Here is a 19,989-nt window from a genome sequence, read left to right as displayed (position 1 = left end):
CGAACGGCAGAAAAGATCAAGCTCTCGGTAGTTATGAAGGTCTTATAACACCTGAACGGCAGAAAAGACCAAGTGCCCGGTCGTAATAAAAGGTCTCAAAACACCCGAATAATGGAAAAAATGAAGTGCTCGGTCGTTATTAAGAGCTCATAACAACCGAATGTCTAAAAAACATTTACCCGGTTGTTATAAAAAATTCTACTTGCACAAATAGTTCAAGATTTTTTGCTGTTAAGGTTATAAAATAGTTTTTCCTATTTAAAAACTAAATTTTTTATCGAATCTATCAATTTTAATCATAGAAAAGCTAGACTGGCATAGAATGTATTATCATTAGCAAATGCCAGGAGGAACCGCAAATGAAAAAACGTTTGTACCCATCCAATGCAGTAAGTTTCCGTGAGCATTCCTCAATTTTCTTATTTATTGTTGTGCTGTTTTTTATGGGTGTTATTTTTGGTGCAATTGTCGTCAACAGTATGAGCTTTATGCAAAAGGAAGATCTATTCTATTATTTATCGCAGTTCTTTGGACAAGTCTCCACAGAAAAAGCAGGCGAGAACAGTGATTTGTTCTTGCAAAGCTTCCTTCATAATAGTAAATTCATAGGATTAATTTGGATTTTGGGGATTTCTATTATCGGGCTTCCTGTTATTCTTATTCTTCTGTTTGTCAAAGGGATGGTGGTAGGATTTACAGTTGGGTTCCTTGTCAGCCAAATGGGCTGGAAAGGGTTTTTGCTGGCGGTCTCCTCGATTCTGCCACAGAACTTGATTATCATTCCGGTCTTTATTATTATGGCGGCCTTGTCAGTCATTTTTTCATTGAGAATGATTAAGAAGCAATTTATGAAGCAGTATGCAAAGCCTTTAGCGCCTTTACTGAAGGGATATATTTTCGCACTCATAGCGGCGGTCGTGTTTATTTCAGCAGCGTCAGTTGTTGAAGCGTATTTATCACCATGGCTGATGAAAACAATGATTACATCAATCAGTGTATAATAATTATTAAATAATAATATGTATAAACTCCACTTTATAATAATTTTATTTTGAATCTCCTTCCTCATCTGTTATAATGTGAATTAACAGTAGCGTGGGAGGGGCTTCAGGATGGAAACTAGAATTGAGAGAATAAAGAAGCAGTTGCATTCAGCAAGTTATAAGCTAACACCTCAGCGTGAAGCAACCGTCAGAGTTTTATTGGAAAATGAAGAGGATCATTTAAGCGCGGAAGATGTGTACCTCCTCGTTAAGGAAAAATCGCCAGAAATAGGCTTGGCAACTGTTTATCGGACTTTAGAATTATTAACGGAGCTAAAAATTGTCGATAAAATAAATTTTGGTGACGGTGTGTCCCGTTACGACCTCCGTCAGGAAGGTGCAGCCCATTTTCACCACCACCTTGTTTGTATCGAATGTGGTGCTGTTAGCGAAATTCAGGAGGACTTACTGGAAGATGTCGAAGCAGTTGTAGAAAAGAGATGGAACTTTAAAATAAAAGACCATCGTCTTACCTTTCATGGTATCTGCCATCGCTGCCAGGATAAAGTCAAAGACGGAGAACAAACCAAACAGAATAAAATCAAACAGTCCTTTGAATGAAAAGGGCTTTTTTTTTAGCTAATTAAGAAAGTGTAGAATTCTTCAAATTTTACACTTTCTTAACGCATAAATTCAACTGCGTCTCTGTCTTCGACCTAACGGACCCGCCAATCGGCGAGTTTTTATATAAATGAGCATGCTAAAACCCGATGCAGCAAGGTATAAAACCTGTCCATTTTGGCATACCTTGTTAATAGAAAACTAATTTGGGGGAACGTAACATGCTCTCGTTTATGAAAGTCATTCTGCAAACCGTAAAGGTATTTATCATATTCACAGGGTGCACGATTCTTTTTTATTATGGTATCATGTGGGTATCTGAAGAATATCAAAACTATCACCGCTACGACGAACCGGAAGGAACGGCGCTTAAGGTCTCCAATACAATGAGTGAAAGCGATTCTTCTCTAGTAGACCGGCTGATATTTTTTTATTTAAATGGGGAGTAAGGCAATGGAACAGCATTTACAGGAATTCAAGCAATATATGGGCGTTGAAAAAAGACTGGCCCTAAATACGTTGCTGTCATATGAGCGCGATTTAAAAAGCTACCTGGACTATTTAACCAAGGTAGAACTGCTTCCTTCATTAAATGATGTTCAGCGTGTACATATCATTCATTTTTTGGAGTATTTAAAGGAGCAGGGAAAGTCTGCTAAAACATTGGCAAGACACATTGCTTCCATTCGCTCATTTCATCAGTTTTTATTAAGAAGTAAAGTGGTTGAAGATGACCCTTCCGTGCAGATCGAAACACCGCGGATGGAACGTTCGCTTCCGAAGGTGTTAACTCTTAAAGAAGTGGAACAGCTGTTAGATACTCCTAAAACCAATGATCATTATGGTTTAAGGGACAAGGCCATGCTCGAGCTTCTTTATGCGACAGGAATTCGCGTAAGCGAACTGATTGACTTGGATATTGAGCATGTCCAATTGACGATGGGGTTTATCCGCTGCAGGGGAAAAGCGGATAAAGAGAGGATCATCCCAATTGGCAAAACGGCTGCGGACGCCGTCAAACACTATCTTGAACAGGGAAGACCCCATTTTGTCTCCCTAAAACATGCCGTTAATGCCTTATTTTTAAATCATCAAGGAAAGCGTCTCTCTCGTCAGGGTTTTTGGAAAATTTTGAAAAAATTGGCGTTTGAAGCAGGTATTGATAAAGAGCTAACACCGCATACACTGCGTCATTCCTTTGCAGCCCACTTGGTTGAAAACGGGGCTGACCTAAGAGCTGTCCAGGAAATGCTCGGTCATGCCGATATCTCGACAACACAAATTTATACTCAAGTTACGAAGCCTCGTTTGAATGATGTTTATCGGAAATTTCACCCAAGAGCTTAATAGATTGATAGTTTCATACAATTGTCATAAGCTGCCGAAAAAATAGGCAGCTTTTTCCTTGTAATTTTCTCTGCGTTTAGTAAAATAAAAGAGGTCAGACTTCTGACGAATACTTGGTTACTTTTTAGAGTAATAGAGCCTAAGTAGGACAACATATAGTTGTGAATTGCTTCTTTTTTTGAAGATGTGTAAACGTTATCAATCCTGTGTGGCCAGTTAACAGGCGGCCATATCCGGTGAACATTAAGGAGGAAAAGAGTAAAATGACGGCTAATACATATAATCGTATTTTTATTGTCGTGATGGACTCTGTCGGTATTGGTGAAGCCCCTGATGCCGAAAAATTCGGCGACAAGGGTGCCGATACGCTTGGACATATCGCGGAAAAAATGAACGGGCTCGACATGCCCAATATGGGCAAGCTGGGGCTGAGCAATATTCGTGAACTAAAAGGAATTCAAAAGGCGGAAAAACCTCTTGCCTTTTATACAAAAATGAAGGAAGCCTCCAACGGGAAAGATACCATGACAGGGCATTGGGAAATCATGGGTTTAAATATCAAGACACCATTCCGTGTCTTCCCAGATGGATTTCCAAAGGAGCTTGTTTCAGAACTCGAACAGCGGTCAGGAAGAAAAGTTATCGGCAATAAACCGGCAAGCGGAACGGCAATCATCGATGAACTAGGCGAGGAGCATATGAAAACAGGCGCATTAATCGTCTATACGTCGGCCGATTCCGTCCTGCAAATTGCGGCCCATGAAGAAATTATTCCGATTGAAGAGCAATATCGAATTTGTAAAATAGCGCGAGAATTAACCCTTGATGAAAAATATATGGTTGGAAGAGTCATTGCGCGGCCGTTTGTAGGAGAACCGGGCAGTTTTAAACGGACGCCGAACCGCCATGACTACGCCTTAAAGCCTTTTGACAGAACCGTTATGAGTGAATTAAAGGATGCCGGCTTTGATGTGATAGCAATTGGAAAAATATCCGATATTTATGATGGGGAAGGTGTAACCAAAGCATTAAGAACGGTCTCAAATATGGACGGCATGGATAAATTGATTGAAACCATTGACATGGACTTCACTGGAATCAGCTTTTTAAATCTTGTAGATTTTGATGCCCTGTATGGCCACCGCCGGGATCCAGAAGGGTATGGCCGTGCCTTGGAGGAATATGATGCCCGTCTTCCTGAGGTGTTCGCGAAAATGAAGGAAGATGACCTGTTAATTATTACGGCGGATCATGGAAATGATCCTATTGCCCCTGGAACAGACCATACCCGTGAATATGTGCCCCTCCTTGTCTACTCGAAGGGTAAACAAACAGGCCGAGAACTTCCTTTACGGGAAACCTTTGCCGATATAGGCGCAACCGTTGCCGAGAACTTTAACGTGAAAATGCCGAACTATGGGAAAAGCTTCTTAAACGAATTGAAATAATCCATTGAATGCTTCTAAGAGGGTGAATAAGGATGAATTACCAAAATACTCAAAAGGCAGTCAGCTTTTTAAAAGAAAAATATGTGAATGTCCCGAAGATAGGTCTTATTCTAGGATCAGGTCTCGGTGTACTGGCTGAGGAAATCGAACAGCCGGTCAAAATACCATATAATGAAATTCCAGATTTTCCAGTTTCTACAGTCGAAGGCCATGCCGGCCAGCTCGTGTTTGGCTTGCTGGGCGGTGTTGAGGTTGTCGCGATGCAGGGGCGGTTTCACTTCTACGAAGGCTATAGCATGGATAAAGTAACCTTTCCAGTAAGGACGATGAAGGAACTGGGGGTCGAGATATTAATTGTCACAAATGCCGCCGGCGGGGTAAATGAAAGCTTTACGCCGGGCGACTTAATGATTATTACTGACCATATAAATAATATGGGAACAAACCCGCTGATTGGCCCAAATGACAGTCATTTCGGCGTCCGCTTCCCAGATATGTCGGAAGCCTATACAAAGGAATTGCGGACAATGGCTAAGGAGATTGCTTCCCGCTTAAACATTGATGTGAGGGAAGGTGTTTATTTCGGTAATCCCGGACCTGTTTATGAAACACCTGCTGAAATCCGAATGGTTCGGACCCTTGGCGGGGATGCGGTTGGAATGTCAACTGTGCCGGAGGTCATCGTTGCTCGTCATAGCGGCATGAAAGTGCTTGGAATTTCCTGCATTTCCAATATGGCAGCAGGGATCCTTGACCAGCCTTTGACCCATGACGAGGTTATCGAAACAACGGAAAAAGTAAAAGCAAATTTCCTTCTGTATATTAAAGAAATTGTAAAAAGTCTTGCTTAATTTTGATGGTAAAGTGGTGAGTAAAATGAGAATGGTTGATTTGATTGAGAAGAAACGTGACGGACATGAACTGTCTACTGAAGAGATTAATTTTATCATTCAAGGATATACCGAGGGAGCCATCCCGGATTATCAAGTAAGTGCTTTTACCATGGCGGTTGTTTTTCAAGGTATGACGGAAAAAGAACGGGCCGATTTAACGATGGCCATGGTGAAATCAGGTGATCAGATTGATTTATCGCAAATCGAGGGAATCAAAGTTGATAAGCATTCAACTGGAGGAGTGGGCGATACGACGACACTAGTTCTCGGCCCGCTTGTGGCATCAGTCGGTGTTCCGGTTGCAAAAATGTCCGGACGGGGGTTGGGGCATACTGGGGGAACCATTGATAAACTAGAATCAGTGGCAGGCTTCCATGTGGAAATTGACAGTTCAGAATTTACCGAGCTGGTGAATAAAAATAAAATTGCAGTCATTGGTCAAAGCGGGAATTTGACACCCGCTGATAAGAAACTGTATGCGCTGAGAGATGTAACGGGAACTGTTGAAAGTATTCCGTTGATTGCCAGCTCGATTATGAGCAAAAAAATTGCCGCTGGTGCGGACGCAATTGTTCTTGATGTAAAAACAGGAGCAGGCGCATTTATGAAGACCCTTGAGGATTCAAGGGAATTAGCTCGGGCAATGGTCGGAATCGGCAACAAGGTCGGCCGGCGAACCATGGCGGTGATTTCCGATATGAGCCAGCCGCTCGGGTTTGCCATCGGGAACGCTTTAGAAGTTAAGGAAGCAATTGACACCTTAAAAGGGGAAGGTCCGGAGGATTTAACAGAGCTGTGCTTAACCTTAGGAAGCCATATGGTGTACTTAGGAGGAAAGGCACCTTCACTAAAAGAAGCGCGCTCCTTATTAGAGGAGGCAATCCAAAATGGGGCGGCTCTTGAAACATTTAAGATATTCCTAAGCTCCCAAGGTGGAGATGCAGCTGTAGTCGATAATCAGGCAAAGCTGCCACAAGCAAAATATACATTTGAACTAGAAGCCAAAGAGGACGGTTATGTTTCCGAAATTGTTGCTGATGAAGTGGGGACGGCAGCCATGCTTCTAGGGGCAGGCAGGGCAACAAAGGAATCTGTAATTGACCTCGCAGTTGGCCTCGTCCTTAGAAAGAAAATCGGTGACCAGGTAAGCAAAGGTGAATCCCTAGTCACCATCTACAGCAATTTCGAGGATATCAAAGAAGTATCAGAAAAGCTTTATGAAAATATTAAAATCTCTTCGTCCAATGTGGAAGCACCGACCCTTATTTACGAAGAAATAACGGAATAATTAAAGTCTTAGGCGGGTGTCAGGCACCATGTGAAATTTTCACGTGGTGCCTGACACCTTTTTATGTATAAAGTTGGTAATTTTGGAAAAAATGTTGGCTATAAAGATTGGAGGGTTTTGCGATGAAGCGTCGTTTAGTCTATTTAATAGTTATGCTATTTATGTTTACAAGTTTAGGGGGGCCTCGTGCCTTTGCGGCGGAGGAGAAAAAAGCGGAGGAAAAGCAAGGGACTGAGATTGTCACGGGTGTCCGTTCTGCTATATTAATGGAAAGAGATACCGGAAAAATTCTTTATGATCAAAATGGCAGCGAGAAGTTACCTCCTGCTAGCATGACAAAAATCATGACCATGTTATTAATCATGGAGGCGATTGACAAAGGAAAGCTGAAGTGGGATGAAAAAATCCGCACAAGTGAGTATGCCGCCTCAATGGGTGGCTCACAAATTTTTCTTGAACCGGGCGAGGAAATGACCGCCAAGCAAATGCTGCTAGGGATTGCCATCGGTTCAGGCAATGATGCTTCTGTTGCAATGGCTGAAAGAATTGGCGGTTCCGAAGAAGCATTCGTTGACATGATGAACGCAAAGGCGAAGGAACTTGGCTTAAAGCAAACTTTCTTTAAAAATACGACTGGCCTGCCAGAAAGCGGTCATTACAGCTCTGCACATGACATGGCCGTCATGGCAAAAGAATTATTAAAATATGAAGACATTACGAAATTCACGGGATTGTATGAAGCTTATCTCCGTGAAAATACGGATAAAAAATTCTGGCTGGTTAATACAAATAAATTAGTTCGTTTCTATCCAGGAGTGGATGGCTTAAAAACTGGATTTACGGCTGAAGCAAAATACTGCTTAACAGCAACGGCACAAAAGGATGGGATGAGAGTCATTGCTGTAGTTTTTGGGGCTCCGACATCCAAGGACCGCAATGCCCAAGTCACAAAAATGCTTGACTATGCGTTCAGCCAATATCAAACACATCCAGTCTACAAGCGGAATCAAATTATTGGTGAAGCAAAAGTGAGTAAAGGCCAGGACAAAAAAGTCGAGGCCGTAACAAGCGAACCGCTTTCTCTTCTAACGAAAAAGGGTGAAAAGACCGAGGATGTGAAGCAAAAGATAACTCTTGAAAAGAAACTAAAGGCTCCCATTCAAAAAGGTGATCGAGTAGGAACCATTAAGCTAATTAAAGATGGCAAGATTGTTTTGGAAAGCCCGCTGGTTGCCAAAAGGACTGTTAAAGAGGCAGGGTGGTGGACCCTATATAAACGTTCCTTTGGCATGTTTACAAAGGCTGGAAAATAAATGGAATGTCGAATCCCAAAACGTAATCACTACTTTTAGCGAAAATCGTCTAGTTTTGTATGTTGAGAAGGAAATGAACGGACAAAAGGCGAATTGACTCACTATACCTGAATAAGGAGGACGAAGGATAGTGAGTCTAAACATTGAACTAGAAACAAAACACGATGTTTTGCTGATTCGTTTAAGCGGTGAATTGGACCACCATACAGCTGATGAGCTTCGCGAAAAAGCCTCAAGCGTAATTGAAAACAATGGAATCCGCCACATTGTCTTAAATCTAGCACAGTTAACCTTTATGGATAGCTCTGGGCTTGGTGTTATATTAGGCAGATATAAGCAAATTAAACAGGTGCACGGTGAAATGGTTGTTTGCGCAATTTCCCCTGCAATCCAAAGATTATTCGATATGTCGGGAATGTTTAAAATTATCAAAATGGAACCGACTGAGGAATTTGCATTGCAAAGATTGGGGGTGGCCTAACGTGAAGAACGAAATGACTCTTCAGTTTAGCGCATTAAGCCAGAATGAATCCTTTGCCCGTGTAACCGTTGCTGCCTTTATCGCCCAGCTTGACCCGACAATGGATGAGCTGACTGAGCTAAAAACGGTTGTTTCAGAGGCAGTTACAAATGCAATTATTCATGGGTATGAAAATGACCCGAATGGAATTGTTTATATTCATGTTTCAATAGAGGATAGTTTCATTGAATTGTCCATTAAAGATAATGGATTAGGTATAGCGGATGTGGAAGAAGCTCGTCAGCCATTATTTACAACAAAGCCGGAACTCGAAAGATCCGGAATGGGCTTTACCATCATGGAAAATTTTATGGATGAGTTAGAGGTCTTCACACAGCCTGGCAGCGGGACCGAGGTTAGACTACGAAAGCATTTAAAATCTAGCAAAATGCTTTGCAATTAAGGAGACTTGCCGATGGATGTGGAGGTCAAAAACGACAAAAATCAAACGTATTTAAAGGATCATGAAGTCAAGGAGCTCATTCAAAGAAGCCAAGACGGGGATCAGGAAGCGCGCGATTTAATCGTTGAAAAAAATATGCGGCTTGTTTGGTCTGTTGTCCAAAGGTTCCTGAATAGAGGCTATGACCCGGATGACCTATTTCAAATCGGCTGTATTGGTCTATTAAAATCAGTTGATAAGTTTGACCTATCTTATGATGTCAAGTTTTCTACGTATGCTGTCCCGATGATCATTGGAGAAATCCAGCGGTTTATCCGCGATGATGGTACGGTTAAGGTCAGCCGATCGCTGAAGGAAATGGGGAACAAAATCCGAAAGGCCAAGGATGAGCTGTCGAAAACACTTGGTAGAATTCCAACCGTTAATGAAATATCAGAATACCTTGAGATATCACCTGAGGACGTCATACTTGCCCAGGAAGCAGGCAGGACACCTTCATCTATTCATGAAACAGTCTATGAAAATGACGGGGATCCCATTACCCTGCTAGATCAAATTGATGATGGGAACGACAGCAAATGGTTTGATAAAATCGCTTTAAAAGAAGCCATCCGCGAGCTTGATGAGAGGGAGCGGCTAATAGTCTATTTGCGCTATTATAAGGACCAAACCCAATCAGAAGTGGCGGTAAGACTGGGAATTTCCCAGGTTCAAGTTTCGAGGCTTGAAAAAAAGATACTTCTGCAAATGAAGGACCGAATGGATCTCTAATCCATTTGGTCTTTTTTTTGGGCTAATAGAAAAGTATAAATTCAACTACGCATCTGTCTTCGTCCTATCGGACTCGCCAATCGGCGAGTTTTCATTTAAGAAAAAAGCATTCCATTTTTTGTTTTCATAAAAAGGCAGTTTTTACCCATACTACTTATACGAGAAATCTTTGTGTGGGAAGTGATGTTTTGGAAAAAACAATCTACATTCGCATGCGGAATCGTGTTCAAGTCCCTCCGGAGGGAAAGGTTTTATTAAAAGATGCTGCTCAGATGATTGCCACTGAAGAGGTCCTTCATGATTTACAATCGATGGAGATTTACCAATTAAAAAAAGAGGACGGAAATATTGTTGTGATCGATATCATGAAAGTCATTCGGTTAATTACGGCCAGGTTTGAGGATGTTGAGGTCCAAACAATCGGACCGGCGCAGACGATTATTGAAGTAGTAGCCAAGAAAAAAGGAGTTTCGATTCCTTTTTTTCTTTTAATATGGTTTCTTTTATTTTTCGGTTCGGCCATGACACTGATGAATTTTCATGATGATGTCAGTATGAAAAGTGTGCAGGAGAAAATCTACACAATCATTACTGGTAAGAAGGAAGCAAAACCGCTGCTTTTTCAAATTCCCTATTCAATTGGCTTAGGGCTTGGCATGATTCTCTTTTTCAATCATGTCTTCAAGAAGAGAATTAATGATGAGCCAAGTCCGCTCGAGGTTGAGATGTTTAATTATCAGATGGATTTAGATAATTACGTCATTCTCCATGAAAATAAAGAAAGTATGAAACGGGTTCATGACGATTAAAATTATTGCCGTTATGTTTTTGGGAATTGCCAGTGGGTTGGCCGTTGGCTCGGGATTTGTTGCATTTCTTACCGTTCTGGGGGTTATCCCCAGATTAACGCAGCTTACCAAAACGATGAAAATGATTTATCAGTATGAATGGGGAGTCGTTATCGGGGCATTAACGGGAGTTTTTGCCAGCCTAAGAGACCCCATATTAGAAATATCCGCTTATTTCTTAATTCCCTTGGGGCTTTGTGGCGGTGTTTTTGTTGGGATGCTGGCTGCAGGTCTTACAGAGGCTTTAAACGTTTTCCCAATCCTTGCTAAACGAATTCATTTAGATGGAAAGATTGTCATTTTAATAATGGCAATTGTTTTAGGGAAAATATTTGGTTCTATCTTTCAATGGCTTTACTTTGTCCATCATTAAAATTTTTAAAAGGGAAGGACATCAAAGTATGAGCAACAAAAGGAATGTTATTTTAGTAACAGATGGCGATGAACACACCAGGAGGTCTTTAGAGCAAGTTGCCAAGACCATAGGCGGACGCTGTATTACACAGTCCAAGGGAAATCCCTCCAAAATGTCGGGGCCGGAGCTTGTCAAACTTATTAAGAAAGCACCCTACGATCCGGTTCTTGTTATGTTTGATGACAGCGGAATTGTTGGAGAAGGCGCCGGGGAGAAGGCCTTAAAATATGTGGCGGAACATGATGACATCAATGTTCTCGGCGTCGTTGCTGTTGCAGCCAAATCTAGGCACGAGGAATGGACCAGGGTAGATATAAGTATTGATCGGGACGGGGAATTAACACCATACGGAGTAGATAAATATGGTATACCTGAACTGGAAATTGGGAGACTAAATGGAGATACCGTTTATTGCTTGGATCAATTAAATGTACCGATTATTGTAGGTATAGGGGATATCGGCAAAATGGCGAGACACGATTCCTATAAGCTTGGTGCACCGATAACAGAAAAAGCTGTTGAACTTATCCTTGAAAGGAGTGGTTTTTATGACGACGACACAATCCAAAGTGGAACATTGGCCGATTCCTGAATCAGTGCATGAAGTGGAAAATTACATGAAGCAGAGTGTCGGCTTAGGGATAAGCTTTGATTTGGGTGTCAGGAAATTAACAATCTTAAAGAAAGACATCCAAATCTACTATGTAAATGGTTTGTGCGATACAATGTACATTATTCAATTGATCAAAGAGCTGGTCGGCATCAATAATCGGGAAAAGCTTTCTACGGACCTTTTTAAGGTCATTGAAAATAGATTAGTAAACCAATCGGTGGAGCATATTACCCAGCTTGATCAATTGGTGGATAAGGTCTTATCCGGTTTAATCGCGATTGTCATTGACGGTGAAAGTACGGGGTTTGCGATTGATGTCAGGAGTTATCCTGGACGGTCGCCTCAAGAGCCTGATACAGAAAAGGTTGTGAGAGGCGCCCGTGATGGATTTGTTGAAAATATTATTTTAAATACAGCTTTAACAAGACGGAGAATTCGTGACGAACGGCTCCGTTTTGAAATGATTAAGGTAGGAAGGCGCTCAAAAGCAGACATTGCTTTAGGCTATCTGGAGGATGTGGCCGACCCTGATTTACTAAATATTCTAAGAAAAGAATTAAAATCAATTGATATTGATGGAATTCCCATGGCAGATAAAACGCTAGAGGAATTTATCGTAAAACAAGGATTTAATCCATTTCCGATTGTCAGATATACGGAGCGGGCGGATGTTGCTGCCGCCCATATATTAGAGGGGCATGTAATAATTTATTGTGACACCTCACCAAGTGTCATTATTACACCTACTACATATTTTCATCATGTCCAGCATGCAGAGGAATTTCGAGAATCACCTGCAATGGGAACCTTCGTCCGTTGGATGAGGTTTTTAGGAGTTTCAGCATCCATTTTTTTACTTCCGTTTTGGCTGTTAATGGTCTTAGAACCATCCTTGCTGCCGGAGAAAATTGCCTTTATTGGTCCAAATGGGCAGACTAATATTCCATTAATTGTCCAACTGTTTTTGGCGGATTTTGGGTTAGAATTTTTGAAGCTGGCTGCCATACATACACCAACACCGTTGTCAACGGCTATGGGCTTAATTGCAGCAGTGCTAATTGGACAAATTGCCATTGATGTCGGACTTTTTGTACCTGAAGTCATCCTTTATGTTGCGGTTGCCGGCATCGGAACATTCACCACACCAAGCTATGAATTAAGTGTAGCTAATAAAATTGCCAGAATGCTCTTGATGTTAGCGGTAGCATTTTTCCATGAACCAGGTTTTATCATTGGCTCAACCATCTTTTTTATCTTTCTTGTTCATATGCGGGCGCTCAACACCCCTTATTTATGGCCGTTTCTTCCGTTCGAACCAAAAGGATTTTTACAAATTGTCTTCCGGCGAGCCATCCCGGGTGCTGTGCTTAGGCCAAGTATTGTTCATCCGAGAAACCGTTACCGTCAGCCTCCAAATGGGTAAGTTTTTTCAAAACAAATTGCAGAATGTGCATAATTATGCTAAAGTGTTTAATTAAATAAAGGATTAAAGAAATAAAAATAGGCAGTTTCGAATGCGGATTCTGTCTATTTGTTTATTATTTTTACTCATTGTCTACATAGACTGTAGTGAGTCGTTACGGAGAGAGGGAAGGGAATGTATTTTTACGGTACAACAGGTGTAAATAACAATGGGCATCTGGAAATTGGCGGTGTCGACGCTGTCGAGCTCGCGAAAAACTTTGGAACTCCCTTGTATGTTTATGATGTTGCTTTGATCAGGGAACGGGCAAGGGGATTTAAACAAACCTTTGAACAACAAAATGTAAAGGCTCAAGTTGCATATGCCAGCAAGGCATTTTCGACTATGGCAATGGTGCAGCTCGCGGAGGAAGAAGGTCTATCATTGGACGTTGTTTCCGGCGGTGAATTATTTACAGCCATAACAGCTGGTTTCCCTCCCGAGAAGATTCATTTTCATGGAAATAATAAGAGCAGGGAAGAATTAGAAATGGCAGTGGACCAAAAAATTGGCTGCATTGTCGTTGATAATTTTTATGAAATGGAACTGTTAAAAGCAATCTGTTTGGAGAAACAGGTGAAGACAAATATTTTGCTGAGAGTCACTCCTGGCATCGAGGCCCATACCCACGATTATATATTGACCGGTCAGGAAGATTCAAAATTTGGATTTGACTTGCAAAATGGCCAAGCGGAAAATGCATTAACCTCCGCTCTTCCGTTTGACCATTTTAATGTTCTTGGGATCCATTGTCATATTGGTTCGCAAATTTTTGAAACAACCGGATTCATCTTAGCAGCACAGAAAATAGTTGAAAAGCTGGCAGAATGGAAAGATCGTATTGGCTTTGAGTCAGAAGTTTTAAATCTTGGCGGCGGTTTTGGAATCCGCTATACAAAAGAGGACGAGCCAATTCCACCGTCGCAATATGTCAGCGAAATCATTAAAGAGGTTAAAAAGCTGGCTGGCGAATATTCACTAAAAATGCCAGAAATTTGGATTGAACCAGGCCGCTCTCTTGTAGGAGATGCCGGAATTACTCTTTATCAGGTCGGAGCTTCCAAAGATGTTCCGGGTGTCCGGAAATATTTGGCGGTTGATGGCGGGATGAGTGATAATATCCGACCGGCACTCTACCAGGCAAAATACGAGGCAGTTTTTGCCAACAGACCGCTGGCACAAGCATCTCAAACTGTCTCGATTGCCGGCAAATGCTGTGAATCAGGAGACATGTTGATTTGGGATTTGCCATTACCGGAGCAAGAGGATGAGGATATTTTAGCCGTATTCTGTACTGGCGCTTACGGCTATTCCATGGCCAACAACTATAACAGGATTCCACGTCCGGCAGTAGTTTTCGTCGAAAACGGAAAAGCCACCCTCGTCGTGAAAAGAGAAACATACGAAGATCTTGTAAGATATGATTTACCATTAAAATAATAAAAGAAACTGACCCAAAAAGTGTTGCATAACGACTCTTTTGGGTCAGTTTTTTAATGCCAAATGGAATGATTTTCTTATTTTATTGTACAAAGTCGTTAATTAATTTTTCACTCTGTTGATTGGAGAGGAAGGGGCGACGACTCCTGCGGGAGTACGGGGCTGGGGAGACCCCGCAGGCGCTTTAGCGCCGAGGCTTCCCGGCACGCCCGCGAACCGCTCGCCCCTGGAGCGGAAATCAACAGACAAATTTAATGGAGCTATACATAAAAAAGGGGCTGCACCTAAAAGTTACACTTTTGGGACAGCCTCTTTTTGTTTGTATACATTCAACTACGCCTCATGAACCGTCCTAACAGATAATATACATGTTCTACCTCAATCCACTTTCTGAAAAATTCGTGTTTTCATTTATAGAAAAAAACTATGAGAAAAGTGCCTTAATTGTGTCAATAAGCCAAATGAAGAATTGTTTGACCTTCTCCAGAAACCCCTGCCCTTCCTCAGATTGCAGGAATTTGGAAATACGGTCTTTTGCTTTGTTCAACTGGTCACTTACCTGATTCCAGTCTATGTTCAAGCTTTTTAATTTATTAAATAAGTCAATCAGCCTTTGAATCTGGTCCTCGGTAAGTGTAACATTCAGTTCTTTTGCGGCCTGCTCGATAATGGCTCGCAATTCCTGATCATTTTTCGGCTGGTTTTTGGCAATTTCCTCTTTTATTTTTGCGATTAGGGCAGCAGCATTTTCTGCACCGATTGCGTCGCCAAGCTTGGCTGTTTCTACCATTTCCTGATTTGCCGCCTGCTTTATATCCTCAGGGATTGTTTTATCTGCGGAAATCTCATAAGCTTTAATAATCCCTGTCAGCGCTGCGGTGCCGGAAACAGAGATGGGAGCAGTTATATAGATGTCAGCATCCTTCACGCCAGCCGTGATCAGAGCATTCACATACATTTCATCTGTAACCCAGTTAATGTTTTTCGTTTTAACTTTTATGCCAGAACCGCTTGGTGCAATTGTAATCGCTGATGAAGAAATTGCCTTCGTCCCAATCAATGATATAGAGACATATTTCCCTAAATATTGATGCTCTTCTTGATTGGATACAGTCACAATTTGAACATCCTTCGGTGCGCCCATTTCCTCCAACAATTGATTTTTTTGCGTTTCTGTTAAATTTTCTCCTAATGTTACAATCATATCTCCCTCAGCCATGTCTGCAAAACTGCGGACAGGAACAAGAAATAAACAGACAGCCGTGAGGAGTATCAATAATTTTTTCATAATAGCCTCCTTGAAATAAAACGCTTTTGACAATAAAAAAAATCTTCTTTAATAATATAACCGATTCCATTATTATATAACGATAAAAACAAATTAGAAGTTTCATAGGTTCAAATTATTCATGAAAAATTAACTGATTTAGGAGAAATGGATTATTTTTGTATTTTGGTGTAGAATGTAGGACAGGTAAGTAAGTCTAATGGGGGATTTTGTATGAATAGAAATAACTGGGCATTATTTGGTATTCTTATTGCCATTTCAATTATTTGGGGAATTATCTATTGGATGTTCATTGCGCCAGGCAAGTAGAGATTTTCCATTGAAGAATGATGACGAATTCGGTATGATTGTGGTTAGTGAACATAAAGATTTTCAGATACATATACTGCATAAAGAAAATCAGTAAACCAGTTTGAAAAATACACTATTGTTAAACCAAACCATTGGTTTATTGAAAATAATGAGGGATACGTATGTTAATTCGCTATAAGAAAACATTCGAAAAAATTGCGATGGGGTTAATGTCTTTTATGCCAACCGAAAAAGATCTAAAGAAACTCCAGCAAACCATGAAGGAATACGAGACAGAAGAGAATCACAGGCTTTTCCTTTGGAAGGAAGAAGATATTATTGGACTGATTGGGGCGATTTATCATCAGGATACCAATTCTTTGGAAATTCAACATGTTTCTGTTAATCCCTCACACCGCTTCCAAGGAGTAGGCAAAAGAATGGTTAAAGCTCTAAAGGAAATGTATCCGGATAAAAATATCATTTCGAACGCGCACACAGCTTCTTTTATTGAGAAATGTGATGTTTGCTAAATATAGAAAAAAGGCAGCGGCCTTAAGCCCCGCTGCCTTTTTTTAATATTGCGTTGTTTCTTTCTGCAATGACACTTGACCGGTCCCGTAATTTGTGGCGGTGGATGATCTCTAGATCTGACAAATCACTTTCCCTTTGCCAGTTAAACCCTTTTTCATCACACAATTTAATACACGCTTGAAGCAATTCAGGATCGCTTATGGGCAGATTCATATCTTCATATTCTTTGCGATTTCTCAAACGTATTAACTGTTCATTTATGGTCTGAAGGAAAAGCTGGCCATCCAAACCCAGATCTGGCAGTAAGGAAGATTGGTTAGAAATGATGGTTATCGCCTTATTCAATGTTCTTTGTGCACCGTTAAAATTTTTGCGCCGATGGTGGTATGCTGATACCGCCAATAATATAAACCCCACCCAAATAGACTCTTTGTTGCCAGGGTCAGATCCTTTCCAAAAGTCTTCAAGTATTTCATGGCACTCAAAATAATCCCTATCGCCATGAAAATGACTTAAAAATTCGATATATTCTTTTGGGTACAAGCATTTCCCCTCCAGTTTCTTTATATATGTACAGTTTAACACATTCGGCAATTGAAGGTCATGACCTAGCTGCAAAACAATAGACCCGTTAAAAACGGGTCCTTTCTCAGTTATCAAATTGTCCAGCTCCAGCGCGGCTAGAGGCTCGGGGTCATAAGCCAATCCGTCCCGAAGGTTAAAAAGCACCTTTCATGCCGGCTTGTCTTATGTCTGTCGCCTCTGGGCAAGGCGCTTCCGCTTTTCTGTTTACCAAACCCAGGAAGCACCGATGATAATTAATAAAATGAACAGTACGACGATTAACGCAAAGCCGCCGCCGATTCCGAAGCCTGCTGCTCCATCAGCCATAATTATTACCTCCCGTCAATTTTTCTCTTTCAATGTCATCATATGTGATGAATTTGTCCATTGTTATTGGCGAACTTACCAGTATTTGGGGAAGGACAGAGTATTCGGTTGATTTTTCTATTGGATAACCATCCTGAATCCTCTATACTATTAATAGTCGTTTGTATAATATGATTTTAGAATTTTGGTGAGATGAATGCCTTATCAGGTGAAAATTGATGCATTTGAAGGGCCGCTTGATTTGCTGCTCCATTTAATAAACGGGCTTGAAATTGATATTTACGATATTCCCGTGGCACAGATAACGGAACAATATCTAATCTATATTCATACCATGAAGGAATTAAAATTGGATGTTGCCAGTGAATATTTGGTAATGGCTGCAACACTGCTGGCGATAAAAAGCAAGATGCTTCTTCCTAAGCATGAGGAAGAGTTTGAAGACGTTGACCCACTCGAAACAGCCTACGAGGAAGACCCGAGGGACGAACTGGTTGAACGATTGATAGAATACCGAAAGTACAAGGAAGCTGCTCACGATTTAAAAACGATGGAAGAAGAGCGATCCCTTATGTATACCAAACCGCCAAGTGATTTATCAGACTTTACGAAGGAAGTACAGCCTGGGAAAAAAGATATGAATGTTTCCCTTTACGATATGCTAGCTGCATTCCAAAAACTTATGAGAAGAAAGAAACTGCAGCGGCCAATGGTGACGAAAATTGCCCGGCAGGAAATTTCCATTGAGACAAGAATGACCGAGATTATGGAAGAATTAAAGCATCTTAAGGGTAAGAGAAATTTTAATGAATTATTTCCTTATCCGGCAAAGGACCATATCGTTGTTACTTTTCTAGCTATATTAGAACTGATGAAAAGAAAGGAAGTTAACGTCCATCAACAAGAAAACTTTGGGGACATTTTAATTGAAGCTGTAATAGAAGGAGCAGATGTTGTTGGATATCATTAATTGGACGAGTATATTGGAAAGCCTGTTGTTCGCCGCAGGAGACGAAGGGCTCTCCCTTAAACAAATCGCCGAGGTTCTAGAAGTGGATGAGTTTCATGCAAATGAGATTATTGAGAATTTAAAACAAGAGTATGAAACGAATGAAAATCGCGGAATTATGATGGTTCAACTGGCCGGGACGTTTCAGCTTGCGACAAAGAAAGACAACGCCCACTACTTAAAAAAGCTTGTTGATTCTCCACATACATCGACATTGTCGCAGGCTGCTTTGGAGACTTTGGCGATTATCGCGTATAAACAGCCAATCACCAGGGCTGAAATTGAGGAAATCCGAGGTGTCAAAACGGAACGGCCGTTAAACACGCTTATGGCAAAGGCCCTGATTAAAGAAGCCGGCCGTGCCGAGGGGACAGGACGCGCCATTTTGTATGGTACTACCAAAGAGTTTCTTGATTATTTTGGTTTGAAGAACTTGAAGGAACTGCCGCCTCTTCCTGAAAAAGTGGAGGATGATGTTGTTCAGGAGGAAGCCGATTTATTTTTTGAAAAATTTCAAGAAACATTGAACTCTTAATATCAGCACCGAGAATATATGATAAAATAGAGCTATCTATATTTTTTTATGCAACAATGGTTTAAGCATATTTACAAGGAGCGGGATTTAAGTTGCTGATTAAAGAATGTAAAGGGTATGAATTAGAAAAAGAAAAGTCCAATACTTCAGAGGATTTCTTTAACAGAAGTGAGATAACATTTATGGAAGATGGGATTGAAAAAACATTGCATGTTTTGTATGTCCGTTATTTTGATTCTATTTTTCAAGAATTTACTCCATTTAAGCAAGATCCCATTTTTGTCCAAGATGGACTTGAGGTGAGCTTTAAAGATATTGTTGCCCTAGTTTGTTTGTTGAAAAATCCAGGCTTACGCGGGCGTAAACGGCTTTATATTAATTCCAAGCAAGAATTTGCTGCTTATTTTCAAGGTATCAATTTTGAAAAATTGCCGGAAGTCTTTTCAAGCCTAAACCAAAAAAACGGCTATCAGCTGCATTCGCCGCTAGAGTTTATCTTGCAGCCTAATTAAACACAGGAGGGGTTAAGATGGGGAATTCATTAGTTCAATCACAATTACAAGATGTTAAAAATTTCCTTGCAAAAACTATTACAGCAATTGGGGATTTTTTAAATGAAACAACGATTTCGCAATTGCAAGTAGAAAATGATGAAGACGTTAACTATCATAAATTAATCTTTTCAACTTTAAGAAAGCTTGCTGTGTACAGCGATGAGGGTTTCGAAGCATGTACGGTTATTTTGCAGGGAGATCCATTTCAAAAAGCTGCAGCCGAGAAAACCTTGTATAAGATTTATCATCAATGCATCGAGGAATTCTTCTCACCCAAAAATGATGCCTGGTTTGAAAACAGCCGTTCTGCTTATACCGGGAAAAATTCTATCAAGTTTTACCGGACTACAGCCGAGCAAATCCAGCAATTGGTTAAAGGCTTAGAAGGTGAGTTTCAGCGTATAAGAGAAGAACTGGAATATTATGAAACAGATTATCGCACGAAAATGTTACAATCCAAATAATTATTATTTTACGGCTGTCCTTGCAAAGGTCAGCCTTTTCTCTTGTTCTTACCAGCCT

24 protein-coding genes are annotated in these 19,989 nt (G+C 40.9%); 21 read left to right on the top strand and 3 right to left on the bottom strand.

The window, feature by feature from the left end; all coding sequences use genetic code 11:
* Nucleotides 1-359 precede the first annotated feature (359 nt).
* From spoIIM to lysA, 16 genes are all read left to right on the top strand, one after another.
* Nucleotides 360-1,001: a stage II sporulation protein M gene (gene spoIIM / locus ACZ5AE_RS20990; protein WP_464566506.1), complete on the top strand. Its 642-nt coding sequence runs from the start codon at nt 360-362 to the stop codon at nt 999-1,001.
* 111 nt (nt 1,002-1,112) lie between these two features.
* Nucleotides 1,113-1,604 carry a ferric iron uptake transcriptional regulator gene (gene fur / locus ACZ5AE_RS20985; RefSeq protein WP_464566505.1) on the top strand — a complete coding sequence of 164 codons (492 nt, stop codon included), beginning with the start codon at nt 1,113-1,115 and terminating at the stop codon, nt 1,602-1,604.
* A 221-nt stretch (nt 1,605-1,825) separates the two neighbouring features.
* Nucleotides 1,826-2,053 carry a YqzK family protein gene (locus tag ACZ5AE_RS20980; protein WP_464566504.1) on the top strand — a complete coding sequence of 76 codons (228 nt, stop codon included), beginning with the start codon at nt 1,826-1,828 and terminating at the stop codon, nt 2,051-2,053.
* Nucleotides 2,054-2,057: 4 nt separating this feature from the next.
* Nucleotides 2,058-2,951 (top strand): site-specific tyrosine recombinase XerD, encoded by an 894-nt coding sequence (xerD, locus tag ACZ5AE_RS20975; protein ID WP_464566503.1) that lies wholly within the window; start codon nt 2,058-2,060, stop codon nt 2,949-2,951.
* Between the two features lie 263 nt (nt 2,952-3,214).
* Nucleotides 3,215-4,399, top strand: a complete 1,185-nt coding sequence (gene deoB / locus ACZ5AE_RS20970; protein ID WP_464566502.1) for a phosphopentomutase — start codon at nt 3,215-3,217, stop codon at nt 4,397-4,399.
* 32 nt (nt 4,400-4,431) lie between these two features.
* On the top strand, nt 4,432-5,250 hold the full coding sequence (locus ACZ5AE_RS20965) for a purine-nucleoside phosphorylase (protein ID WP_464566501.1): 819 nt from the start codon (nt 4,432-4,434) through the stop codon (nt 5,248-5,250).
* Nucleotides 5,251-5,275: 25 nt separating this feature from the next.
* A complete protein-coding gene (locus ACZ5AE_RS20960) occupies nt 5,276-6,580 on the top strand; it encodes a pyrimidine-nucleoside phosphorylase (protein WP_464573691.1) in 1,305 nt (434 codons plus the stop codon).
* Nucleotides 6,581-6,702: 122 nt separating this feature from the next.
* Nucleotides 6,703-7,893, top strand: coding sequence for a D-alanyl-D-alanine carboxypeptidase family protein (locus ACZ5AE_RS20955; protein WP_464566500.1), 1,191 nt, complete (start codon nt 6,703-6,705; stop codon nt 7,891-7,893).
* A gap of 130 nt (nt 7,894-8,023) precedes the next feature.
* Nucleotides 8,024-8,374, top strand: a complete 351-nt coding sequence (gene spoIIAA, locus ACZ5AE_RS20950) for an anti-sigma F factor antagonist (RefSeq protein ID WP_213144969.1) — start codon at nt 8,024-8,026, stop codon at nt 8,372-8,374.
* 1 nt (nt 8,375) lies between these two features.
* Entirely contained in the window at nt 8,376-8,816 is a 441-nt protein-coding gene (spoIIAB, locus tag ACZ5AE_RS20945) for an anti-sigma F factor (protein WP_213144970.1), read from the top strand.
* Between the two features lie 12 nt (nt 8,817-8,828).
* The gene (gene sigF, locus ACZ5AE_RS20940; protein ID WP_464566499.1) at nt 8,829-9,587 is read left to right on the top strand and encodes an RNA polymerase sporulation sigma factor SigF; all 759 of its coding nucleotides are present in this window, start codon (nt 8,829-8,831) and stop codon (nt 9,585-9,587) included.
* Nucleotides 9,588-9,775: 188 nt separating this feature from the next.
* A complete protein-coding gene (locus ACZ5AE_RS20935; protein WP_464566498.1) occupies nt 9,776-10,396 on the top strand; it encodes a stage V sporulation protein AA in 621 nt (206 codons plus the stop codon).
* A complete protein-coding gene (locus tag ACZ5AE_RS20930) occupies nt 10,386-10,808 on the top strand; it encodes a stage V sporulation protein AB (protein ID WP_464566497.1) in 423 nt (140 codons plus the stop codon). Before ACZ5AE_RS20935 ends, ACZ5AE_RS20930 begins: the two co-directional genes overlap by 11 nt.
* 28 nt (nt 10,809-10,836) lie before the next feature.
* Nucleotides 10,837-11,442, top strand: coding sequence for a stage V sporulation protein SpoVABEA (spoVAEA, locus tag ACZ5AE_RS20925; RefSeq protein ID WP_464566496.1), 606 nt, complete (start codon nt 10,837-10,839; stop codon nt 11,440-11,442).
* Nucleotides 11,399-12,886 carry a spore germination protein gene (locus ACZ5AE_RS20920; protein WP_464566495.1) on the top strand — a complete coding sequence of 496 codons (1,488 nt, stop codon included), beginning with the start codon at nt 11,399-11,401 and terminating at the stop codon, nt 12,884-12,886. The genes spoVAEA and ACZ5AE_RS20920 overlap by 44 nt, the downstream gene beginning before the upstream one ends.
* A gap of 174 nt (nt 12,887-13,060) precedes the next feature.
* The gene (gene lysA, locus ACZ5AE_RS20915; protein WP_464566494.1) at nt 13,061-14,365 is read left to right on the top strand and encodes a diaminopimelate decarboxylase; all 1,305 of its coding nucleotides are present in this window, start codon (nt 13,061-13,063) and stop codon (nt 14,363-14,365) included.
* Between the two features lie 424 nt (nt 14,366-14,789).
* Here the strand turns inward: lysA and ACZ5AE_RS20910 are convergent, their stop codons facing one another.
* Entirely contained in the window at nt 14,790-15,656 is an 867-nt protein-coding gene (locus ACZ5AE_RS20910) for a DUF1002 domain-containing protein (protein ID WP_464573690.1), read from the bottom strand.
* 470 nt (nt 15,657-16,126) lie between these two features.
* Between ACZ5AE_RS20910 and ACZ5AE_RS20905 the strand changes: the two genes are divergently transcribed.
* Complete coding sequence (locus ACZ5AE_RS20905) at nt 16,127-16,477, top strand: GNAT family N-acetyltransferase (protein WP_464566493.1); 351 nt, start codon at nt 16,127-16,129, stop codon at nt 16,475-16,477.
* A gap of 22 nt (nt 16,478-16,499) precedes the next feature.
* On the opposite strand, the gene ACZ5AE_RS20900 is transcribed toward ACZ5AE_RS20905, so the two are convergent.
* Both ACZ5AE_RS20900 and ACZ5AE_RS20895 read right to left on the bottom strand, forming a co-directional pair.
* A complete protein-coding gene (locus tag ACZ5AE_RS20900) occupies nt 16,500-17,138 on the bottom strand; it encodes a DUF309 domain-containing protein (protein WP_464566492.1) in 639 nt (212 codons plus the stop codon).
* A gap of 129 nt (nt 17,139-17,267) precedes the next feature.
* Nucleotides 17,268-17,369, bottom strand: coding sequence for a YjcZ family sporulation protein (locus tag ACZ5AE_RS20895; protein ID WP_464566491.1), 102 nt, complete (start codon nt 17,367-17,369; stop codon nt 17,268-17,270).
* 196 nt (nt 17,370-17,565) lie between these two features.
* On the opposite strand from ACZ5AE_RS20895, the gene ACZ5AE_RS20890 reads away from it, so the two are divergent.
* From ACZ5AE_RS20890 to ACZ5AE_RS20875, 4 genes are all read left to right on the top strand, one after another.
* Entirely contained in the window at nt 17,566-18,339 is a 774-nt protein-coding gene (locus ACZ5AE_RS20890) for a segregation/condensation protein A (protein WP_464566490.1), read from the top strand.
* A complete protein-coding gene (gene scpB / locus ACZ5AE_RS20885; protein ID WP_464566489.1) occupies nt 18,326-18,913 on the top strand; it encodes an SMC-Scp complex subunit ScpB in 588 nt (195 codons plus the stop codon). The genes ACZ5AE_RS20890 and scpB overlap by 14 nt, the downstream gene beginning before the upstream one ends.
* Nucleotides 18,914-19,005: 92 nt before the next feature.
* Nucleotides 19,006-19,425: a hypothetical protein gene (locus tag ACZ5AE_RS20880; protein WP_464566488.1), complete on the top strand. Its 420-nt coding sequence runs from the start codon at nt 19,006-19,008 to the stop codon at nt 19,423-19,425.
* Between the two features lie 17 nt (nt 19,426-19,442).
* Complete coding sequence (locus tag ACZ5AE_RS20875; RefSeq protein ID WP_464566487.1) at nt 19,443-19,931, top strand: YpuI family protein; 489 nt, start codon at nt 19,443-19,445, stop codon at nt 19,929-19,931.
* Nucleotides 19,932-19,989: the final 58 nt, after the last annotated feature.

This window comes from Neobacillus sp. S1227 (genome assembly GCF_055385255.1).
The sequence above is the reverse complement of the archived record's forward strand: the minus strand, read 5'-3'. Positions and strand labels throughout refer to the sequence as shown.

Coding starts and splice junctions, on each gene's coding strand:
- spoIIM (WP_464566506.1), top strand. CDS start 360: ATGAAAAAACGTTTGTACCCATCCAATGCAGTAAGTTTCCGTGAGCAT.
- fur (WP_464566505.1), top strand. CDS start 1,113: ATGGAAACTAGAATTGAGAGAATAAAGAAGCAGTTGCATTCAGCAAGT.
- ACZ5AE_RS20980 (WP_464566504.1), top strand. CDS start 1,826: ATGCTCTCGTTTATGAAAGTCATTCTGCAAACCGTAAAGGTATTTATC.
- xerD (WP_464566503.1), top strand. CDS start 2,058: ATGGAACAGCATTTACAGGAATTCAAGCAATATATGGGCGTTGAAAAA.
- deoB (WP_464566502.1), top strand. CDS start 3,215: ATGACGGCTAATACATATAATCGTATTTTTATTGTCGTGATGGACTCT.
- ACZ5AE_RS20965 (WP_464566501.1), top strand. CDS start 4,432: ATGAATTACCAAAATACTCAAAAGGCAGTCAGCTTTTTAAAAGAAAAA.
- ACZ5AE_RS20960 (WP_464573691.1), top strand. CDS start 5,276: ATGAGAATGGTTGATTTGATTGAGAAGAAACGTGACGGACATGAACTG.
- ACZ5AE_RS20955 (WP_464566500.1), top strand. CDS start 6,703: ATGAAGCGTCGTTTAGTCTATTTAATAGTTATGCTATTTATGTTTACA.
- sigF (WP_464566499.1), top strand. CDS start 8,829: ATGGATGTGGAGGTCAAAAACGACAAAAATCAAACGTATTTAAAGGAT.
- ACZ5AE_RS20930 (WP_464566497.1), top strand. CDS start 10,386: ATGACGATTAAAATTATTGCCGTTATGTTTTTGGGAATTGCCAGTGGG.
- spoVAEA (WP_464566496.1), top strand. CDS start 10,837: ATGAGCAACAAAAGGAATGTTATTTTAGTAACAGATGGCGATGAACAC.
- ACZ5AE_RS20920 (WP_464566495.1), top strand. CDS start 11,399: ATGACGACGACACAATCCAAAGTGGAACATTGGCCGATTCCTGAATCA.
- lysA (WP_464566494.1), top strand. CDS start 13,061: ATGTATTTTTACGGTACAACAGGTGTAAATAACAATGGGCATCTGGAA.
- ACZ5AE_RS20905 (WP_464566493.1), top strand. CDS start 16,127: ATGTTAATTCGCTATAAGAAAACATTCGAAAAAATTGCGATGGGGTTA.
- ACZ5AE_RS20895 (WP_464566491.1), bottom strand. CDS start 17,369: ATGGCTGATGGAGCAGCAGGCTTCGGAATCGGCGGCGGCTTTGCGTTA.
- ACZ5AE_RS20890 (WP_464566490.1), top strand. CDS start 17,566: ATGCCTTATCAGGTGAAAATTGATGCATTTGAAGGGCCGCTTGATTTG.
- ACZ5AE_RS20875 (WP_464566487.1), top strand. CDS start 19,443: ATGGGGAATTCATTAGTTCAATCACAATTACAAGATGTTAAAAATTTC.